Origin of the sequence: Chryseobacterium jejuense (assembly GCF_900100075.1) — a bacterium.
Taxonomy (GTDB): Bacteria; Bacteroidota; Bacteroidia; order Flavobacteriales; family Weeksellaceae; genus Chryseobacterium; species Chryseobacterium jejuense.
Window position 1 is genome coordinate 38,481 of the sequence record NZ_FNEG01000003.1, and the last position, 17,981, is coordinate 56,461.

General features: G+C 35.0%; 18 protein-coding genes. 14 read left to right on the forward strand and 4 right to left on the reverse strand.

Features of this window, described 5'->3' with window-relative positions:
* The first annotated feature begins 48 nt into the window (after window positions 1-48).
* Entirely contained in the window at window positions 49-342 is a 294-nt protein-coding gene (locus BLS98_RS09295; protein ID WP_089735819.1) for a hypothetical protein, read from the forward strand.
* 117 nt (window positions 343-459) lie between these two features.
* Here the strand turns inward: BLS98_RS09295 and BLS98_RS09300 are convergent, their stop codons facing one another.
* The gene (locus BLS98_RS09300; RefSeq protein ID WP_089735821.1) at window positions 460-897 is read right to left on the reverse strand and encodes an endonuclease domain-containing protein; all 438 of its coding nucleotides are present in this window, start codon (window positions 895-897) and stop codon (window positions 460-462) included.
* A 269-nt stretch (window positions 898-1,166) separates the two neighbouring features.
* Here BLS98_RS09300 and BLS98_RS09305 point away from each other — a divergent pair, with 269 nt between their 5' ends.
* From BLS98_RS09305 to BLS98_RS09330, 6 genes are all read left to right on the forward strand, one after another.
* Window positions 1,167-3,152, forward strand: a complete 1,986-nt coding sequence (locus BLS98_RS09305) for a urocanate hydratase (RefSeq protein ID WP_089735823.1) — start codon at window positions 1,167-1,169, stop codon at window positions 3,150-3,152.
* A 27-nt stretch (window positions 3,153-3,179) separates the two neighbouring features.
* Entirely contained in the window at window positions 3,180-3,713 is a 534-nt protein-coding gene (locus tag BLS98_RS09310; RefSeq protein WP_089735826.1) for a Crp/Fnr family transcriptional regulator, read from the forward strand.
* Between the two features lie 1,540 nt (window positions 3,714-5,253).
* Entirely contained in the window at window positions 5,254-6,015 is a 762-nt protein-coding gene (locus BLS98_RS09315) for an MBL fold metallo-hydrolase (protein ID WP_089735828.1), read from the forward strand.
* Between the two features lie 519 nt (window positions 6,016-6,534).
* Window positions 6,535-7,458, forward strand: coding sequence for a tetratricopeptide repeat protein (locus tag BLS98_RS09320; RefSeq protein ID WP_089735831.1), 924 nt, complete (start codon window positions 6,535-6,537; stop codon window positions 7,456-7,458).
* Window positions 7,459-7,715: 257 nt separating this feature from the next.
* The gene (locus BLS98_RS09325) at window positions 7,716-8,288 is read left to right on the forward strand and encodes a hypothetical protein (RefSeq protein WP_089735833.1); all 573 of its coding nucleotides are present in this window, start codon (window positions 7,716-7,718) and stop codon (window positions 8,286-8,288) included.
* Window positions 8,285-8,737 carry a hypothetical protein gene (locus BLS98_RS09330; protein WP_139166094.1) on the forward strand — a complete coding sequence of 151 codons (453 nt, stop codon included), beginning with the start codon at window positions 8,285-8,287 and terminating at the stop codon, window positions 8,735-8,737. Before BLS98_RS09325 ends, BLS98_RS09330 begins: the two co-directional genes overlap by 4 nt.
* Before the next feature lie 60 nt (window positions 8,738-8,797).
* Here the strand turns inward: BLS98_RS09330 and tpx are convergent, their stop codons facing one another.
* A complete protein-coding gene (gene tpx / locus BLS98_RS09335; protein ID WP_089735837.1) occupies window positions 8,798-9,370 on the reverse strand; it encodes a thiol peroxidase in 573 nt (190 codons plus the stop codon).
* 171 nt (window positions 9,371-9,541) lie between these two features.
* Here tpx and BLS98_RS09340 point away from each other — a divergent pair, with 171 nt between their 5' ends.
* From BLS98_RS09340 to BLS98_RS09365, 6 genes are all read left to right on the forward strand, one after another.
* Window positions 9,542-11,170 (forward strand): NADP-dependent glyceraldehyde-3-phosphate dehydrogenase, encoded by a 1,629-nt coding sequence (locus BLS98_RS09340; protein WP_089735839.1) that lies wholly within the window; start codon window positions 9,542-9,544, stop codon window positions 11,168-11,170.
* Window positions 11,171-11,329: 159 nt separating this feature from the next.
* Window positions 11,330-11,839 carry an RNA polymerase sigma factor gene (locus tag BLS98_RS09345; RefSeq protein WP_089735841.1) on the forward strand — a complete coding sequence of 170 codons (510 nt, stop codon included), beginning with the start codon at window positions 11,330-11,332 and terminating at the stop codon, window positions 11,837-11,839.
* A gap of 11 nt (window positions 11,840-11,850) precedes the next feature.
* On the forward strand, window positions 11,851-12,666 hold the full coding sequence (locus BLS98_RS09350; RefSeq protein WP_089735843.1) for a hypothetical protein: 816 nt from the start codon (window positions 11,851-11,853) through the stop codon (window positions 12,664-12,666).
* A gap of 62 nt (window positions 12,667-12,728) precedes the next feature.
* Window positions 12,729-13,088: a DUF7716 domain-containing protein gene (locus tag BLS98_RS09355; RefSeq protein ID WP_089735845.1), complete on the forward strand. Its 360-nt coding sequence runs from the start codon at window positions 12,729-12,731 to the stop codon at window positions 13,086-13,088.
* A 281-nt stretch (window positions 13,089-13,369) separates the two neighbouring features.
* Window positions 13,370-13,879 carry an RNA polymerase sigma factor gene (locus BLS98_RS09360; RefSeq protein WP_089735847.1) on the forward strand — a complete coding sequence of 170 codons (510 nt, stop codon included), beginning with the start codon at window positions 13,370-13,372 and terminating at the stop codon, window positions 13,877-13,879.
* A 12-nt stretch (window positions 13,880-13,891) separates the two neighbouring features.
* Window positions 13,892-14,482, forward strand: coding sequence for a hypothetical protein (locus BLS98_RS09365; protein ID WP_089735849.1), 591 nt, complete (start codon window positions 13,892-13,894; stop codon window positions 14,480-14,482).
* 115 nt (window positions 14,483-14,597) lie between these two features.
* Here BLS98_RS09365 and BLS98_RS09370 read toward each other — a convergent pair whose 3' ends face one another.
* A complete protein-coding gene (locus BLS98_RS09370; protein ID WP_089735851.1) occupies window positions 14,598-16,133 on the reverse strand; it encodes a S41 family peptidase in 1,536 nt (511 codons plus the stop codon).
* A 175-nt stretch (window positions 16,134-16,308) separates the two neighbouring features.
* Here BLS98_RS09370 and BLS98_RS09375 point away from each other — a divergent pair, with 175 nt between their 5' ends.
* Window positions 16,309-17,406 carry an MBL fold metallo-hydrolase gene (locus BLS98_RS09375; RefSeq protein ID WP_089735853.1) on the forward strand — a complete coding sequence of 366 codons (1,098 nt, stop codon included), beginning with the start codon at window positions 16,309-16,311 and terminating at the stop codon, window positions 17,404-17,406.
* Here the strand turns inward: BLS98_RS09375 and BLS98_RS09380 are convergent, their stop codons facing one another.
* Entirely contained in the window at window positions 17,407-17,676 is a 270-nt protein-coding gene (locus BLS98_RS09380) for a GNAT family N-acetyltransferase (protein ID WP_228425192.1), read from the reverse strand. It lies immediately after the preceding gene.
* Window positions 17,677-17,981 lie beyond the last annotated feature (305 nt).

Sequence of the window (17,981 nt, forward strand, 5' to 3'; positions counted from 1 at the left end):
TGGAATTATTTTTGTTCTTAATAGAGTAACCCTTAAAATCTAAATATCATGGCACCGGAAAACAATATTAATGAGCAGAACAGAAGGTTGGAACGTATGGACTATGATCCCAACGAAGATATATTCAAAAGAGAAAAACATATTTCGCTTGATGGAGACGGAAACCCAATATTTGATGAAGATATAGATGACGACAAAATAGACAAAGGTCTGGATATTCCCGGTGCTGAAGATGATGATGAGATGGAAAAAATAGGGGAAGAAGATGAAGAGAATAACTATTGGAGCCTCAGTGATAATGAGGATGACCATGAAGAGGAAAATGATGATGTTTTAACGTAGATTCTACCTATATAAAATAATTGCCTTGCTGATTTTCAGTGAGGTTTTTTATTTTTGAAATGATAACCGGATCTTGTAAGAAGAAATTCCCCTCCTCTGGAGGGGTGGATTCAAAAATTATTCAATTTTTGAAGACGGGGTGGTTCCATAATGCTGAATAATAAAATCTTCCAATTCTTTCATTACTATCCCAAGATTATTCTTTACATCAAAATCAGCGATCTTAAAAACCAATAATCCTAACGATTCCAAATATTCCTGTCTTATATCATCGTAAATTTGTTTTTCATCATGGCTTGAACCATCAATTTCAACTATGAGGCCTAACGTTTTCACATAAAAATCAACAATATAATTTCCAATAATTCTTTGTCTGTCAAAATCAATTTTATGAAATTTTTTTGCCCGGACTTTTTTCCAAAAGATTACTTCTCCTAGTATTCGGGCCTTTCGTTTTTCTTTCAGCAATATTTTTAATAGAGGGTTGTAGGGTAGATTTTCTACAAAGTTCCTGTAAATGGGAATCCCATTAATGTTTGTGATTATTTCTTTCATTTATGTGTTTTTATTTTAACCACCCCGTCTTCCAAAATTCCTTGAATTTTGAAATCCACCCCTCCAGCGGAGGGGAATGTGAGTGTGTCTATTCAAATATAGTATTTAAAATAGGCTGTTGTTTAAATTTTCACAGGATTGATAATCAGCTTTTTCACCTATTCATTCTTTTACTCTTTGCTTTTCCTTTCTTTTGTTGCCTATATTTCATAATTTGAATATCTTTAAAACTTCAAACATTGTTTCAACATAGAACTTTAAATAGCAATATGACATTTCAAGAACAGATACAGCAGGGGATTCCTAATCAGCTGCCACAACCAAAACCATACGAGACGAATATCAACCATGCTCCAAAGCGTAAAGAAATTTTAGGTGAAGAAGAGAAAAAACTGGCGTTAAAGAATGCTTTGCGTTATTTTGATCCTCAGTTTCATGCCGAATTGATTCCTGAATTTAAGCAGGAACTGGAAGATTACGGAAGAATTTATATGTATCGTTTCCGTCCGGATTATGAGATGAAAGCGAGATCTATTGAAGATTATCCGGGAAAATCTGAGCAGGCAAAAGCCATTATGCTGATGATTCAAAATAATTTGGATTATGCCGTAGCTCAACACCCTCATGAATTGATTACTTATGGTGGAAATGGGGCCGTTTTTTCCAACTGGGCACAGTATCTGTTGACCATGAAATATCTGTCTGAAATGACCAATGAGCAGACTTTGGTGATGTATTCAGGACATCCGATGGGATTGTTCCCGTCTCATAAAGATGCACCAAGAGTAGTGGTAACCAACGGGATGATGATTCCCAACTATTCGAAGCCGGATGATTGGGAGAAATTCAATGCTCTTGGAGTAACGCAGTACGGACAAATGACTGCGGGAAGTTATATGTACATCGGCCCACAGGGAATTGTTCACGGAACTACGATTACTGCTTTAAACGCTTTCAGAAAAATTAATAAAGAGCCTCAAGGAGGTTTGTTTGTAACTTCCGGATTAGGAGGAATGAGTGGAGCACAACCAAAAGCTGGAAATATTGCCGGTTGTGTTACGGTATGTGCAGAAGTAAATCCAAAAATTACCAAAATCCGCCACGATCAGAAATGGGTGAATGAAATTTATGAAGATCTGGATGCATTGGTAAAAAGAGTAAGAGAAGCACAACAGAATAAAGAAACTGTTTCTTTAGCTTACCTTGGAAATATTGTGGATGTTTGGGAAAAATTTGACCAGGAAGATTTAAGAATTGATATCGGTTCAGATCAGACTTCTCTTCACAATCCTTGGGCAGGTGGATATTATCCGGTAGGACAGAGCTTTGAAGAATCCAATACAATGATGGCTGAAAACCCTGAATTATTCAAGGAAAAAGTTCAGGAGACTTTGAGAAGACATGCTGCAGCTATCAATAAACATACAGAAAAAGGAACGTATTTCTTCGATTATGGAAATGCTTTCTTACTAGAAGCATCAAGAGCTGGAGCCGATGTAATGGCAGATAATCCAACATTAGGAAGAGAATTCAAATATCCAAGCTATGTTCAGGATATTATGGGACCTATGTGTTTTGATTACGGTTTCGGACCATTCCGTTGGGTATGTGCAAGCGGAAAACCGGAAGATTTACAGAAAACCGATGATATTGCATGTGTCGTTTTAGAGGAAATGATTAAAAACTCTCCTGAAGAAATCCAACAGCAAATGAAGGATAATATTCAGTGGATCAAAGGAGCACGTGAAAATAAACTTGTGGTAGGTTCACAGGCAAGAATCCTGTATGCGGATGCGGAAGGAAGAATGAAAATTGCTGAAGCCTTCAATAAAGCGATTAAAAATGGTGAGATCGGACCTGTAGTATTGGGTAGAGATCATCATGATGTTTCAGGAACAGATTCTCCTTACAGAGAAACTTCCAATATCTATGACGGTTCAAGATTTACAGCAGATATGGCCATTCACAACGTGATTGGTGACAGTTTCCGTGGAGCAACCTGGGTTTCCATTCACAATGGTGGTGGAGTAGGCTGGGGAGAAGTAATCAACGGAGGTTTCGGAATGCTGCTGGATGGTAGTGAAGATGCCGACAGAAGATTAAAGTCTATGCTTTTCTGGGACGTTAACAACGGAATATCAAGAAGAAGCTGGGCAAGAAATGAAGGCGCTATTTTCGCCATTAAAAGAGCAATGGAAGTTGAGCCAAATTTAAAGGTTACCCTTCCCAACCTTGTAGATGAAAATTTACTGTAAATTATAAAGAATTCAGCATCGGCAATTATGAACAAAAAACTGTTTTCACACCTCAATGTAGAGGATAGTGATCCTGTTTGGGAAAAATTTGCTAAGGTTGAGTTTTCAAAGAAAAACATATTCTCGGACCATAAAGCCTATCTTCTTGAAGATGGGCTTGTCCGTAAATATTATATCAACAACACTTCAGACATCGATACTGAGGTCTGTGCAGAATTCTATTTTCCCGGTGATATTTTTACCGTTGGAAATAAGGGCTCTGAAGGTATTTATGAATCCATCAGCAGTGGTCTAGCCTGGGAAATTACTTTAGATGAAGTTAAGGAAATGTTCGCTGTAAACCCCGAGTGTCGTTTTGTACAAAACTACTACCTGAGCAGAAAACTGAATGCCGCTATGAAACGGGAAATGCTTCTGCTTAAAAACACGCCACAGGATCTTTACGAATATCTATTAGCTAGCAAGCCACATTATATTCAGAATATTCCTTTAAAATACCTGGCCTCCTATATTGGGATTACTCCTATTTCCTTAAGCAGAATCAGAAAGAGGATTACGTAGAGATTGGAAGCCCGAAGATGAAAATTATTAAGGTTATCATATGCTATATCAGACTTTTGATAGGAATTGGTATACTGTTTTTATAAACGCAAAGTTTCAATTTTAGATACGTATTATTTTTAGTGAGCAAAGAGTGAATCGATTTTTAATCGATTTGATGAAGCGTATTGTAGCCATCAGCTTAGTCAACGGCTTTGCCTTAATCTTAGCCTCCTTAGATTCTACAGTTTAATACATGAAATCTTTGCGTTAAAAAAAGATATGCACTGTTCATCAATGCAAAAAAAACTGTTAGAAATTACGGGATGACAATAAGCTTCCCTATTGATTCTCGCATCTTAATGAGAGTTATTATTCTGTTTTTTATAAACGCAAAGTTTTAATTTTAAATACGTATTATTTTTAGTGAGCAAAGAGTTTATCGATTTTCAATCGATTTGATGAAGCGTCCTGTAGCCATCAGCTTAGTCAGCGGGTTTGCCGTCATCTTTGCCTCCTTAGATTCTACAGTTTAATACATGAAATCTTTGCGTTAAAAAAAGATATGCACTGTTCATCAATGCAAAAAAAACTGTTAGAAATTACGGGATGACAATAAGCTTCCCTATTGATTCTCTGATCTTAATGAGAGTTATTATTCTATTTTTTATAAACGCAAAGTTTTAATTTTAAATACATATTATTTTTAGTGAGCAAAGAGTGAATCGATTTTTAATCGATTTGATGAAGCGTACTGTAGCCATCAGCTTAGTCAACGGCTTTGCCGTCATCTTTGCCTCCTTAGATTCTACAGTTTAATACATGAAATCTTTGCGTCAAAAAAAGATACGCACTGTTCATCAATGCAAAAAAACTGTTAAAATTTACGGGATGACAATAAGCTTCTCTATTGATTCTCGCATCTTAATAAGAGTTATTATTCTGTTTTTTATAAACGCAAAGTTTTAATTTTAAATACGTATTATTTTTAGTAAGCAAAGAGTGAATCGATTTTTAATCGATTTGATGAAGCGTACTGTAGCCATCAGCTTAGTCAACGGCTTTGCCGTCATCTTTGCCTCCTTAGATTCTACAGTTTAATACATGAAATCTTTGCGTCAAAAAAAGATATGCACTGTTCATCAATGCAAAAAAACTGTTAAAATTTACGGGATGACAATAAGCTTCTCTATTGATTCTCGCATCTTAATGAGAGTTATTATTCTGTTTTTTATAAACGCAAAGTTTTAATTTTAAATACGTATTATTTTTAGTGAGCAAAGAGTTTATCGATTTTCAATCGATTTGATGAAGCGTCCTGTAGCCATTAGCTTAGTCAGCGGCTTTGCCGTCATCTTTGCCTCCTTAGAATTTGCGGCTTAATAAATAAATCTTTGCGTTGAAAAATAATATACATTATTCATCAATTCAAAAGACTACCAGAAATTGCAGGACGATAATGAACTTCCATCTTCGCTCTTCCATCTCCCAGCTCTCATTAATTAACTTTTGTTTATTGCCTTGCTCTCTGTAAGTCTTTTCCTTTGTGAAAAAAGAAATTATGGAAATACAAAAATTAAACTGGGCTGGAATAAAGCTGATTTCCAACGGAAAAACTATTTTGATAGATGCAGCAGAGGACTTTTCCTATTACAAACCCGTTCTGGGCGATGCTGTAGAGCAAGTGATGAAGTTTTCAGATCAGGTACAGGCAGATTATATCCTGTTTACGCATTTACATTTAGATCATTTTGATAAAGGTGTTATCAAAAAATGTCTGAAAAGGGATGGAAAAGTGATTGTGTATTCAGAACTGGAACCCTTGGTGAGAAAGCATGTGGAAGATGTTGAAATGATAGTATTAAATCTGGATGAAACCTTCACTGAAAATGAGATTACTTTTAAACCTGTATTTGCAATGGATGGAGTGGGAGAAATTCAGTCTTCATGGATTGTGGATGATGCTACCACAAAGATCTTCCATGGTGGAGATACTATCTGGCATAACCAATTCTGGAAGCTTGGGAAAGAAAATAAAGACATAGATTATGCCTTTTTACCCGTGAATGGAGTCGTCGTAAACTTTGAAATTATTGGCTTGGAATACAGTCCGGTTCCGGCTTCTCTTAATTTGAAAGAAGCTTTTGCAGCTGCACATCTTTTACATGCTAAAAAGCTGGTTCCGATACATTATGGATTGTTTGCTCATGAGAAATGCTATATTCCTCAATTGTTTGATGAGAATGATTTGAAAAGAGTTTCTGATGAGGTGGGGCAGAAGTATGTGATTCTTGAAGATGGGAAAATGTTGATGGAATCTTAGATTTTATTGGAATCGAAGAGGTGTAAATTTTTCTCGCAGATCTTTTCCTCAAACATCTGTATAATTTGCATAATCTGTGAGAGATAGAATATGGAGTGTTTTAATGTATTTGTATTTTGTTGGAAATCGCAAGGACGCAAAGGTTTTGATTCTTATAATATTTTTAAGATGTAAGAATACTTCGACTCTGTTCCTGATAAGATTTTCAGCAGGTAATACGTTATTATTTCCCCGCAGATTTCACAGATTTTTTAATATTAATCTGCTTAATCTGCCCCCATCTGCGAGAGAACATTGAGATTGCTTCACTTTCGGTTCGCAATAACAGTGGTAGTGTTGAAATTTTATCGGAGATAAAATCTTTGCGCCTTAAAAAGTATATTTTAAATATTATTTTGCGCCTTAGCGTTTATCCCAACTACGATACAAAAAACTCAGCAAATCGCTGAGTTTTTTTTACCTGTTAAGATAAAGTTTATTATTTTTGAAGCTCATACCCATTACAAAAGCACATTATTTATGATGAATAAACTTTTTTTCATTTTCACTATTCTATCTATAATACAGGTTCGTTATACCTGTGGTGTTAAAGACCCTCCTCCTCCAAGCAGCAAAGATTTAGCTTATGTGGACAATACAGGTGAAGTTCCGTATGGCCATCAATTCTTCAACAAAGAGCAATTGGAAAGGTATGCAGGTGAACAAAGATATGGGTATTATGACACAAAAGATTTAGACTTTCTCTCAAATAGAGGGTATATCCTGATCGTTTTAGAAAGATACGACGAAGCGATAGAACTGTTTAAAGAAATAGATTCTATACAGCCCGGCAGATATTCTACCTATTCCAATATGGGAACAGCCTTTGAAATGGCAGGAAATAATACGGAAGCTCTTCAGTGGATTAAGAAAGCTTTAAAGGCAGACCCAAAAGGACGCCAATCTTCTGAATGGATTCATATTAATATTCTGAAAGCCCGTATAAAAGGAGATCGTAATGTCTCTTCTATGCAGCTTATTGGGCAAGATTTTGGAAATGAAGAATCTCCAAAGTCAGACCTTACGCCAAACGAACTGAAGACTCTCAGAACACAGATTTATAATCAATTGAATGAAAGAATGTCTTTGATAAAACCTAAAGACAAAGTAGTAGCGCAGCTTCTGTTTGATCTGGGAAATGTTACTTTTTTAGAGGGAAAGAAAAAAGATGCAATGGAAGAGTATCAGCTGTCAAAAGAATATGGCTTTGATGATCCTATTTTGAATAAAAGACTACATTTATACCCTTCGGATCTATCTAAAGTGGATGGGAAAGAAGCAATTCACGCAGCAGATACCAAAGAATTCCGCTGGATGGTAATTGGTCTTTCTTTAGCTGCACTTTTGATGTCCGTACTGATCATTTTTATTTTCAGGAAGAAAGTTGCTTTATTGCTAAAATAAAGTTTTTAATTTGCTTGTCTTTTTTGTTGGAAAAACGCCAAGGCGCAAGGCTTTTTTAGCGTTATGTATATTTAAGGCGCAAGAAAATCTAAGATTTTTACAGGTATTACATTGAGATTGTAAGCCACTAATACACAAGTACAGTCATTCGTGCATTAGTGGCTAATCTAAAAGCAGTGTTCAATTGTATCGGAGATAAAATCCTTGCGCCTTCCAACCTTTTTTATCAATAAAGCATCTTTATAGTAAAAGACCTTATGAAAATTACTATTCCAAAACCCTGTCATGAAAACTGGGACAACATGTCTCATGATGAAAAAGGAAAATTCTGCTCCGTTTGCTCAAAAACAGTTCATGATTTTACCAGCTTGTCAGATGAAGAACTTATCAATAGTTTTAATGTAAATAATGATATTTGTGGAAGATTTCGGGAAGATCAGCTAGGTGTTAATCTGAACTTTTCATTAACGAATAAACTGGCATTAGGACTATTGGTCGTGGGTGGTTTTACTGCTACTGTAAATGCTCAGGAAATAAAACCGGGAGATGCAAAGATTTCGGAGAAGGTAAGAGGAGTGAACATGAGTGTCATATCCACTGATCCTTTCAACAGAAATCCATCTGTAAGAATTGGAGCACCTGCTTCAATGCCAGCAGAAAAACCTTTGGTTTTACTGGATGGTAAAAAGGTTTCTATAGAAGAATTACGTACAATAAAGCCGGAGATTATTGAAACTGTCAATAGTTTTTCTGCGAAAGAAGCTGTAGAAAAGTATGGTGGAAAAGGTAAAAATGGTGTAATAGTGATTACCACAAAAAAGAAGCATTGAAAAAATATAAAGCGAAATACCATCAGCAACAATTTGTTATGGTTGATGAAAAACATGCTGAGGTAGGCAGAATCGTAGAAGTAAGAAGGTTATTTTTCTTAAGGCACTACATTATTCTGAATTCCAGAAGTTATGATATCAAAAATGTAGGTTTTTTAAAAAATGATGTGGAACTTTTTAACGGTAAAGATGTAGTCTATTTTACAGACCTTGCTAAAGAAAGGATTATTAAGTCCGGCCAAAACCTAGGAATATATTATTTTAAATTGAAGAGTATACATCAATTATTTGAAGAAGGAAAACTGTTGATAGAACTTAAGAAAGAGAAAGTAAAATCAAAAGAACCTGTTTTCCATATTGAAGCTGATGATACTGCAGACGATTTATTAATCCTGTTGTTTTTACATTATTCTACCAAAGAATTTAACGGTATAGGAGGTGATGATTGATATAAAAAAATAAACCTCTGGTAACTTTCCAGAGGTTTATTTATAATGATAAAAATTAGTTTAGTTTTTCACAGCCTGAATAGCCGCTGCATAATTAGGCTCTTGAGAAATATCCGGTACCTGCTCTTCATAAACAATCGTTCCTGAAGGGTCGATTACCACAACAGCTCTGCTGAGAAGCCCTTTCATGGAAGATTCTACCATTTCTACCCCATAATTCCATCCGAAATCTGAACGGAAGTCCGAAAGCATCACAACATTGTTGATTCCTTCAGCGCCACAAAATCTTTTTTGAGCAAAAGGTAGATCTTTGGAAATACAAAGGACTACTGTATTAGGAAGGTTTCCTGCCTCCTCATTGAAATGATGAACAGACGCTGAACAAACTCCCGTATCTACACTTGGAAAGATATTAAGGATCACATATCGTCCTTTATAAGCATCCAGGCTCTGATCATTCATATTAACATCCGTAAGAGTAAATTTAGGTGCCGGCTTGTTTACCTCCGGTAATTTGGAATAAGTACGTACAGGTGTTCCTTTTAACAAAACAGTATTGGTAGCTTTGGATTTTTGAGCAAACCCCATTGCTGAGAAAAAGAATAACGCACTGAAAACTATTTTTGAAAACATTGAAAATTTATTTTTAAACAAAAATATTGTTTTTTTCAGTTGGCTGGATTAATTTTCATTCAAATAGCTCTTAAATAGAGCAAATCTATTGAATCATTATTCTGAAAATCATTTTTTACGTCTACCTTTATTCTTCAAAACTTCAGATTCAAATTATTAAATACTAACAATATGAGTTCAGCAAACAATGCATCATTTCACGATATTTTTAAAAACGAAAACGAAATCCCCGAAGAATATAAAGTACCCATCATTCATCAGAAAGTCTATCTTCTGAATGGTGAACTGGTAGAATGGAAAGGAGAAACTCAGAATATTTATTCTCCCGTTTGTATCCCTACAGAAAATGGTTTAGAAAGAAAGTTGTTGGGCAGTATCCCGAATATCGGACCCGAAGAAGCCATGGAGGTTCTTGAAGCCTGTGTAAAAGCTTATGATAATGGTCTTGGTGAATGGCCAACAATGTCCGTAGAAGGAAGAATTAAATGCATGCAGAAGTTTGTGTATTTGATGATCCAGCAGCGCGATTTGATTATAAAGCTGCTGATGTGGGAAATCGGGAAAACGCTGGCAGATTCTACTAAGGAATTTGACCGTACCGTAGATTATATTAACCAAACTATTGATGCTTTAAAAGATCTTGACAGAGAATCTTCCCGTTTCCAACAAGCGGAAGGAACCATTGCACAGATCAGAAGAGCTCCATTGGGCGTAGTTTTAAGCATGGGTCCATTCAATTATCCTTTGAATGAGATCTTTACGACACTGATTCCTGCTTTAATTATGGGAAATACGATTTTATTTAAGCTGCCTAAACATGGAGTATTAGCTCATTATCCTTTACTGAATGCCTTTAAAGAAGCTTTTCCAAAAGGAACAGTGAACACTTTATATGGTAAAGGCTCAGAAATTATCACCCCAATTATGGAAAGTGGAAAAGTGAATGTATTGGCGTTTATCGGTTCCAGTAAAGTAGCCAATGGATTGAAGAAATTACATCCTAAAGTGAACCGTTTAAGAGCAATTCTGAGTTTGGATGCTAAAAACGCTGCTATCGTTACTAAAAATGCCAATCTTGATGTGGCTGTAAGCGAATGTATTCTGGGAGCACTTTCATTTAACGGACAACGTTGTACTGCTTTAAAACTGATTTTTGTTCAGAAAGAAATTGCAGCTGAGTTTACAGCGAAGTTAAGTGAAGCCGTTTCTGCTCTCAAAGCTGGTTTGCCATGGGAAAAAGACGTGAAAGTAACTCCGCTTCCGGAAGTAAATAAACCGCCTTATCTGAAAGAATGTATTGATGATGCCATACAGAAAGGTGCTGTTGTTTTAAATAAAGACGGTGGCTATACAGAAGAATCTTTTGTTTTTCCAGCAGTAGTTTATCCTGTAAACAGTGATATGAAACTGTATCATGAAGAACAGTTTGGCCCAGTAATTCCTGTAGTTCCGTTTGAAGATATTGAAGAACCTATCGAATATCAGGTGAATGCTTCCCATGGAATGCAGGTAAGTATTTTCAGTGAAGATCCACAGGAAGTATCAAAGCTGATTGATCCTTTTGTAAACCTGGTAAGCCGCGTCAATATCAATTGTCAGGCACAGCGTGGTCCGGATGTATTTCCTTTTACAGGAAGAAAAGACAGTGCAGAAGGTACACTTTCTGTTTTTGATGCTCTGCGTTCATTCTCCATAAGATCTCTGGTAGCTGCAAAACTTACAGATTCTAATAAAGAATTACTCAATACCATTGTAAGGGAACATGATTCCAACTTTTTAAGCACAGACTATATTTTTTAGTGCTAATCCCTTACTGTATTTAACATAAAATAAAAATCCTTAATAAACGCCTTTGTTTTTTAAGGATTTTTTAACTTAATGGCTGGAATTAGAATATTTTGTGTTATAACAGGGTGCCATTTTTTATAAAGTGTTGCCTCAAGGATTAGTGTATAAATCATGTCTTCATCGGAACAAGAATTTTTAGAAAAAATTGAAAAGCACAAAGGGGTAATTTTCAAGATTTCTAAAATGTACATGGATAATAAGGACGATCAAAATGACCTCTATCAGGAGATCATTTATCAGGCGTGGAAATCTTACGGAGATTTTCAACGACGGAGTGATTTCTCAACATGGCTTTACAGAACTGCACTTAACACAGCGATTGTTTTCCTGCGAAGTGAAAAAAAACGTAGTTTTATACAAAACCAGAACATTGACGGATTAAGTGCTCAGCAGGAACCCTATAACGATACCGATGACCAGAATATGAAGTTGATGTATGAAGCAATTCATCAACTGAGTCCTATTGATAAAGCATTAATATTTTTCTTTTTGGAAGATTATCCGGGTAGGGAAATTGCCCATCAATTAGGCATTACAGAAGTTAATGCAAGGGTAAAGCTCAAAAGAGCGAAGACCAAATTAAAGGAGATCGTTGCCAAACAGAAAACAGGTTCAATTTAAAAGATAAAAGAATGGAGTTAGAAAACTTTAAAGAACTTTGGAATAAAGATACAGGGCAGGAACCACCTGAAATTTCCCTGGAAAAACAACGTGAGATTCACTCTCCGCTCCAGATGCTGAAAATTAATATGAAAACTGAATTTTGGCTGATGGTTGTTACTTTACCATTGCTTTTAACCAGTTTTCCCTTTGCTTCCACAGATTCCAATATCAGAACCATATCAACATTTGTCACCATTCTGACGATTGCTTTTATGACTTATTTTTATTCCCGTTTTCTTAAACTGTATACACTGCTTCAAAAGAACAGTATTAATACCAATTACGACCTGTTTAATCTTAAAACCCAACTTTTAATATCAAAAGAAATCTACATTTCATACTACATTTCCTATATTCCTCTTGCTTTTCTTTTATCGCTTATCAAGATCAATTTTCATTTTGATATGGAATATAATCTTTCCATTTTCGGAATAAGTTTTCTGATTACTTTACTCTTACTATGCTTTATCATAAAATATTGGATTTATTATATGTACGGAAGATACATTGATGATGTGGTGTATCTGATAGATGAATTGAACGAGGTAGACCTAAAACCGAGAACGGAGAAAAAGAAAACATGGTTTGAAAGGTCTCAGAAGTATTTTATGAATAAATTTGGGATCAGAGGAAATATACTGAATACGGTGATATGGTATGTGTCGGTCTATATTTTTATCATTCTATTTTTGACACTTGTTCTTTTGATCATCATCATAGCGGGTGCAAAACTTGATATTCTTGATATCGGATCATTGCAAAGAGCTTTAAATAAAATGAACTAGAGGCTGGCTGTCTTCTATAAATTGTTTATCTTTAAAAAATTGAGCTGTTAAAAGGATATCAGATGGGTGAGTTTAAAAATCAAATGTATCGTATAGAAGAGTTTCTGGAACTTGTGAAGAATAAACAGGACAGAAAGGAATCTTATGATCCGGAATACAATTACGCAGTCTATTCATCAAAAGATGAATTTGAACCTGAAATGAAAGTTTTTATCGGAGATCCCTTAGATATAGGAGAGAGCGATAACGAAATCTTACCTGATTTTGTATACCACAATAAGCTTAACTACATGTGTTCTGATGAAAATATACAGGACGTGGTGGATCTTGCTTTCGGTCAGTATGCTGATATTACTTTTTCTCAGCTTATCACTGCCCTGAATCACTACCTTGAAAAAGATGACTTTTTAGACTTCAAATGAAGCAGCACTAAATATTGACACAAATACCCTGATATGGAAAAATATCAGGGTATTGTTTTATGTAACATTTTTGTTTTTTTATCTACTAACTGTCCAGATAATTATTACAATTAGAAACACATCTATTTTTTTTTGAATAAAGTACTATTCTAAAATAGTAAAAACTAAAAAACACACGATGATAAACCTGACAGTATTTTTCAGTCGGGTTCTTTTATTTTTTTTCATTATTTCTGTAACATTTTTTTTTAATGAGAACTAACTTTATAGAGTAACAAGCTATGACCTCATTAGAGCAAGAGTTTATCCATCAGATTGAAAAGCATAAAGGAATCATTTTTAAGATTTCTAAAATGTATATGTCTGAAAAAGATGACCGTGATGATCTTTTCCAGGAAATAACCTTTCAGTTATGGAAGGCATATCCAAATTTTAGGGGTGAAAGTGAGTTTTCAACCTGGTTGTACAGAATTGCTTTAAATACAGCGATTGTCTTCCTTAAAAACCAAAAAAGAAGAAGTTTTATCGGGAATGAAGATTTTTCTAACCATGTCATTGCCCAAGAAGATTATGATGATGATAAAGAAGAGCGTATGGCCAAAATGTATAAAGCTATTTACTTACTTAATCCCATTGACAAAGCTTTTATATTTTATTATCTGGAAGACTTTTCAGGAAAGCAGATCGCCGAACAGATGGGAATCTCCGAGGGAAATGTAAGAGTAAAAATGAACCGGGCCAAAAATAAACTGAAAGATATCTTGAACCAACATACCATTAATCAACATTAAATCAGAAATCCAATGAATATAGATGAATTGAAAAATACCTGGAATGAAGATATTGCAGATGAAACCCCTGAAATAAATATAGAACAAAGAAATACAATACATCTTCCCCTTGAAAAAGTACGCAAAAACATGCGTATGGAATTTTGGTGGGTTGTGGGAATCTTCATTTTTGCCTTTATGGTTTGTTCTGTCTGTAAGCCCTTTAAACTTCAACTGTATATTACCGTTTTGGTCGCTTCAATGCTTATTGTTACTATTTTCTTTTACAGTAAGTTTTTCAGACTGTATAACGAGATCAGCAATACAGAACTTAAAACCAGTGATTCGCTGAAAGATCTTGTGACTCAACTGAATTTAAATAAACAGTATTATTTATCTTACTATATCAGTTTCGCCCCATTTATAGTATGTGAAATCCTTATTGTGCTTGAGTTTATACCCTGGCCACAACCCTTAAGTGAGCTGAAGATAGCCCTCATCCTGATTGGTAGTGTTATCGGAGGTTTGTTTTTATTATTTTTTAGCGGTAAGTTCTGGTTCCATCGTTATTATGGAAGATACATTGATCATATAGAATCTCTTTTAAAAGAATTGAAGAGATAAGTTAAACAGTATTGGCGGGCTGAAAGCCCGCCGATACCTATCTATATTGATAAAGTGATTTAAAATCAAATTAAAAGTAACGAAAAATTAAAGAGTCCGGTTTTTCAATCTCAAATTAATTTTTCTCCGCTTTTTCCTTTCCAATTTCATTCCTTATCCAGTCCAGCTGCGGATCCTTTTTATGGATAATATCCTGCAAACTTTCTTTAATCTCTACATCAGGAACAACCCCTTTCTTAGTATCTGAAAAATCAATATTCGGCTGTACCAAAAGAAGCCCGATTGGAAATCTTATCTCAGAATTCGGAAGTTTCTGATAAGAGTAAAAGCCCGCTACGGTTCCGTCATTGGCACCTCCGGTTTCTTCCCCTACAAGAGTGGCTCTTTTATCATTCTTAAGCTTTGCTGTAATAATAGAAGACGCAGAAAAGCTTCCGCCATTAATTAACACAAAAACTTTACCATGAAAAGCTCCTTTATTGGATTTTGTAGGTTTGTCAGCTTTCATTTTGTAGAAAATTTTTCCATCTTTTTTATAAGTACTGAAAGCTTGAGCAAAAAAGTAACTCGGATAAGAGATACTTTTAATGGCGTAATCCAATGGGGAGCTTTTCCTGAAATAATTTGTTCTTAACGGAATAGCCCTAGAAGTAACCTGAGATGGTTTTATCAGAGTAAAAGGTTTATCCGTAAGATAAGAATAAAGATTATTAATCTCATAGAGAGAACCTCCATAATTATTACGGACATCTATGATGAGATACTCTGCCTTTGCATTTTTAATCTTCGCAAATGTTTTTTTATAGAACTCATCCGAATATTCCCGTGAAAAGCTCTTCACCTTGATATATGCAACGGTACTGTCTTTATCCAGAAATTTAAAACTTCTGTTATAAGAATTGCTGGCTGCAACATAATCATTCAGCTTTTTTTCCTGGGTACGTTTATTCATTTCCTTATCCTTTTCAAGATCTGTATCAGATTTTGATTCTCTGCTTAAAGTATAAGTATGTTTTTCGCCTTTATAAAGGGTTTCCATAGTAGCCTTGTCTGCAAGTCCGTTTTCTGCAGTATAATAATTAAAGAACAGATCCTTTAAAAAATAAGGCTGAAAAGTAGTATTGTAGCCATCACTGCTGATAAGGTTTCTATATTTTTTGATATAATCTGAAACTGGAATATTGTTGATAGACAGGATTTCAGTTCCCGGTTCAATATTTTCAATAGAATCCCTGTTTTCTGTAATATACATCTGATCACCGGAAATATAATATCCAAACCTGCTGAATAATCCCTTTTTTTGTTCTAAAGTTTTGATTTCCTTTTTGGTGAATTTTTTTCTGGGAATTCTTAGCGAAAGATGCCCTTCCCGGATTCCTGCAATCACGGGTTGAAGCTTAAAATAAAATTGAAGGGGAGTAAGCGGCTCATTAATTGTTTGCTTAAGGCTATCAAACTTAAGATCCAATTCCTGCTTGGGAATATACCAATACAGCTGTGGGTGCATCTGCTGAAGTTTTGCATAAGCGAAATCCACATCCTCCTTAAGCTGCTCCGGGGGAATACAAGAAGCCCGCTGTTCATTGTGCTTCTTAATAGATGCACATGAGGAAAGCATGGCCAGAGTAAATATTACCGAGTATTTTTTCAATAGATCTTTGAGTTTTTTTAAGCCGCTAAAATAGAGAGTTTAAAATTAATCATCACTTAAATGAATAATAAATTTTCTGAAACACATGATAAATTTAGTTAAAAAATTGCACTCAAATACATGTTATTTTTATCTAAGATGAAAAGTTGGTACCTTTGATGTTTATTTTTCACAAATGATGTATTGGATTCTTGCGGTTGTGATTTTATTGACAGCAACCTATTTTATAGTGATAAACGGAGCCGCATTCGGAGCTGTTCCCAAAGGAAAACGATTAGATCGTATCAGACAGTCGAAGCTTTACAGAAACAAACAGTTTCAGAATATCAGTCATACACCATCCCTTGCTGAAGGGTATAAAATGTGGAAAGTTACTTATGATTTCTTTTTAGGTAAAAAACATCCATTGTTAAAACCTTTAAAGAAAATTCCTTCTATTCATACGGATCTGAAAAGTCTGGATAAAAATACAGATGTTTTTATATGGTTGGGGCATTCATCTTATTATTTGCAAACAGATGGTGTTTCATTTTTAATTGATCCTGTATTAAGTCTATATGGTTCGCCTTTCAAATACTTTAACAAAGCTTTCAAAGGATCTGATATTTTTAAGCCTGAAGATATTCCGAACCTTGATTATCTTGTAATTACCCACGATCATTTTGACCATCTGGATTATCCTACCGTTAAATCCATTAAAAGCCGTACCGGAATGGCTATTGTTCCATTAGGAGTAGGAGCACATCTGGAACGATGGGGATATACGGAGAAACAACTCATTGAAGAAGAATGGGGAACAGAAGTAGAATTGAAAAATAATATAAAGTTAACCTTTACACCAGCCAGACATTTTTCCGGCAGAAGACTAAAACAGAACGATACGCTTTGGACTTCCTATGTGCTGGAAACTCCTACAAAGAAAATTTTTCTTGGTGGTGACAGCGGCTATGATTCTCACTTTAAAATGATAGGAGAGAAATATGGACCTTTTGACTATGCTATCCTTGAAAACGGGCAATATGGTGAAGCGTGGAGATATATCCATACTTTACCCGAAGATACTATTCAGGCGGCCATTGATATAGATGCCAGACATATTATTCCGGTGCACGCTGCTAAATTTGCACTGGCGCTTCATCCATGGAATGAGCCCTTGCAAAAAATAACCAGTTTAGGTAAAGAAAAAAGATTAGATATCCTGACTCCGAAGATCGGAGAGGTATTAGATCTGAATTTTGATAATCAGATGTTTACAGCTTGGTGGGAAGGCTGATTAAGCATGCCAAATATCTTTATATCTTACGGGATGATTTTCAAATTGTTGACGTACAAAGTCACATTCCGGATCTACAAGCAAATCTTTTTCTTCTGCATAGCGAACCAATTCATCCAGCAGTAACTTGGCATAGCCTTTACCTTCACGCTCTTCGTCAAGCTTGGTATAATATACAATAAGAAGTCTTCCGTCAACCTCTATGGACATATAGCCAGCTTTTTTCTCATCAATAAACAACTGCAGTTCATCCTGATATGGAGATACCATAAATTTTATATTTTCCATAATTACTGAGATTTGGTTGATAAAATAATAATATTGAGAACTCCCGAAAGCATTCTCTTCCTTAAAATTACAAAATTATTTAACATGAAATAATAGTTTTTGAGAATCTTAACGAATTTTATAAGAAGATTAGATAAAAGATAAAAGATAAAAGATAAAAGATAAAAGATAAAAGATAAAAGATCTTTTCGTTAAACAACTATTGCGTTTTTGCATATCCACACGAATATCAACATTAATAGGGGTGGGCTTTAGCCCAGCCTTTTTATTAAACGTCAATTATCCGT

Bases quoted from the DNA above. Each gene is read 5' to 3' on its own strand.
- BLS98_RS09340 (WP_089735839.1), top strand. From the start codon at position 9,542: ATGAGTTCAGCAAACAATGCATCATTTCACGATATTTTTAAAAACGAA.
- BLS98_RS09355 (WP_089735845.1), top strand. From the start codon at position 12,729: ATGGGTGAGTTTAAAAATCAAATGTATCGTATAGAAGAGTTTCTGGAA.
- BLS98_RS09305 (WP_089735823.1), top strand. From the start codon at position 1,167: ATGACATTTCAAGAACAGATACAGCAGGGGATTCCTAATCAGCTGCCA.
- BLS98_RS09300 (WP_089735821.1), bottom strand. From the start codon at position 897: ATGAAAGAAATAATCACAAACATTAATGGGATTCCCATTTACAGGAAC.
- BLS98_RS09320 (WP_089735831.1), top strand. From the start codon at position 6,535: ATGATGAATAAACTTTTTTTCATTTTCACTATTCTATCTATAATACAG.
- BLS98_RS09360 (WP_089735847.1), top strand. From the start codon at position 13,370: ATGACCTCATTAGAGCAAGAGTTTATCCATCAGATTGAAAAGCATAAA.
- BLS98_RS09315 (WP_089735828.1), top strand. From the start codon at position 5,254: ATGGAAATACAAAAATTAAACTGGGCTGGAATAAAGCTGATTTCCAAC.
- BLS98_RS09350 (WP_089735843.1), top strand. From the start codon at position 11,851: ATGGAGTTAGAAAACTTTAAAGAACTTTGGAATAAAGATACAGGGCAG.
- BLS98_RS09295 (WP_089735819.1), top strand. From the start codon at position 49: ATGGCACCGGAAAACAATATTAATGAGCAGAACAGAAGGTTGGAACGT.
- tpx (WP_089735837.1), bottom strand. From the start codon at position 9,370: ATGTTTTCAAAAATAGTTTTCAGTGCGTTATTCTTTTTCTCAGCAATG.
- BLS98_RS09380 (WP_228425192.1), bottom strand. From the start codon at position 17,676: ATGGTATCTCCATATCAGGATGAACTGCAGTTGTTTATTGATGAGAAA.
- BLS98_RS09375 (WP_089735853.1), top strand. From the start codon at position 16,309: ATGATGTATTGGATTCTTGCGGTTGTGATTTTATTGACAGCAACCTAT.
- BLS98_RS09365 (WP_089735849.1), top strand. From the start codon at position 13,892: ATGAATATAGATGAATTGAAAAATACCTGGAATGAAGATATTGCAGAT.
- BLS98_RS09310 (WP_089735826.1), top strand. From the start codon at position 3,180: ATGAACAAAAAACTGTTTTCACACCTCAATGTAGAGGATAGTGATCCT.
- BLS98_RS09345 (WP_089735841.1), top strand. From the start codon at position 11,330: ATGTCTTCATCGGAACAAGAATTTTTAGAAAAAATTGAAAAGCACAAA.
- BLS98_RS09325 (WP_089735833.1), top strand. From the start codon at position 7,716: ATGAAAATTACTATTCCAAAACCCTGTCATGAAAACTGGGACAACATG.